2 protein-coding genes are annotated in these 1,561 nt (G+C 60.6%); both read right to left on the bottom strand.

Going from position 1 to position 1,561, the window contains the following annotated elements:
• A partial coding sequence (locus WCA53_RS24505) for a type VI secretion system baseplate subunit TssF (RefSeq protein ID WP_423916543.1) occupies positions 1-545 on the bottom strand: 545 nt, incomplete at its 3' end.
• Positions 546-624: 79 nt separating this feature from the next.
• A partial coding sequence (tssA, locus tag WCA53_RS24500) for a type VI secretion system protein TssA (protein WP_423916541.1) occupies positions 625-1,561 on the bottom strand: 937 nt, incomplete at its 5' end.

The following is a 1,561-nucleotide window of genomic DNA, read 5'->3' as shown; positions in this document are numbered from 1 at the left end:
GTGTAGAGGCTTAGCGCCACCGGTCGGTCGGCATTCAGGTACAGACGCAGACGCGGTATCTGCATTTGCGCGCGCGGTATCTGAGGCTGCAATTCGAGCCGTAGCTTGATCACTGAGCGGCCGTCTTCTCGTGCATACGCGTTCGCTTCGGTTAGCCTGACTGGATACAAGTCGACCGCTTGCGTGGTGCGATAAACGCACTCCACGTGCCCGTCATCGACGGGGATCGGATCGGCCAGCACTTCAAGGCCCGCTGCGAGCACTTCATGGCTTTGCAGCAAACCTTGCGTGGGCGTGACTTCGAGTATCGACAGCGACGGAATCATCCGAAGATAGTGCGGCCACAGCATGCTGACGAGGCCTTCGGTCAACTCAGGGAGTTCATCGTCGAGTTTCTGGCGCAGACGTCCGACGAGGAATGCGAAACCTTCGAACAGGCGTTCGACGTGCGGATCGCGGTCACCGATGCGGTCGATGTTAAGCATCTTCGCCCGCTCGGGAAATGCTTGGGCGAACTCCTTGCCGGCCTCGCGCAAATAGCGCATTTCGGCTTCGTAGTAGCGCAAGACTTCGTTGTCCTTCGGACTGCTCGATGATTGGGTCACGGGTCTGTTCCTTGAAGGTCTAGTCGAGCGCAACGGCGCGGGCGGCATCGATGGCGGTCAGCTCGCCCGTCAACATCTCGATGCGTTGAGCGAGCGCGGGCTTGTCGGCGTCCTTGCGCGTCATGCGCATTTTGAGCAAGCGCATCAGGTGCTGCCTGGCTTCGAAGGCAAGCGACGGTTCCCACAGCGCCAACTCGAAGCGGCGCGCGGTTGTATCGACGGTAGTTAATAGATGCAGCGCCGTGTCCGGCCGGTCGACGCGCTCGGCGACACGCGCCATGACCATCTGCCTGACGAACCGATCACGATCGCCATCCTGTGCGGGCAAGCGTTGGAGCCATGAGAAAGCTGAATCCAGTCCTTCCTTGGAGGCGAGATCGTTGGCTTTTGCTTCGGTTTCCGCCCAGTCGGTGTTTGCCGATTGCGCGGCGACAGGGATCACAGTTTCGCCACGGTCGATGTCTCTGACGGTCGCATATCGGGCGATCCATTCGAGTGTGGAATCGTCAGTGAACGGGGTGCCATCGGAGAACGACAGCAGGTGGAAACCGGGCAGGCGTTCTAGCATCAGCGCGCAGTCGGTGGCAGCCAGATCGCGCACGGGCGCGTATTCGCCGCCTGCCTGTTCTTGTGCCACGAATGCATAATATTGAAGGTCGAGCCAGAAGTGATTCGCGCCTTCAGCGAACGCGAGTTCGACGCGATCGAGTAGTTCAAGCCATTGCTTTTGCATCAGCAAACGCTTGAGTTGCGCACGAAGTTCGGCGCGCGGGGGAACCAGACGCGTCTTGCTGGTGGGGTCACACGGCGGCACTTCGGTGAGCGTGTCCCATCGGATGCAGCGCATCAGGCGATAGGCTGCCAGATACCCCTGCGGCTGTTCGCGCAGAAACACCGCCATCTGACGTGCCCGGTCGAGCAGATCGCGGGTCGAAGAGACATCGGCGGCGGGGGTT

This window comes from Caballeronia sp., assembly GCF_049581465.1.
Taxonomy (GTDB): Bacteria; Pseudomonadota; Gammaproteobacteria; order Burkholderiales; family Burkholderiaceae; genus Caballeronia.
Note: the sequence above shows the minus strand (reverse complement) of the source record. Positions and strands in the feature narration are given on the sequence as shown.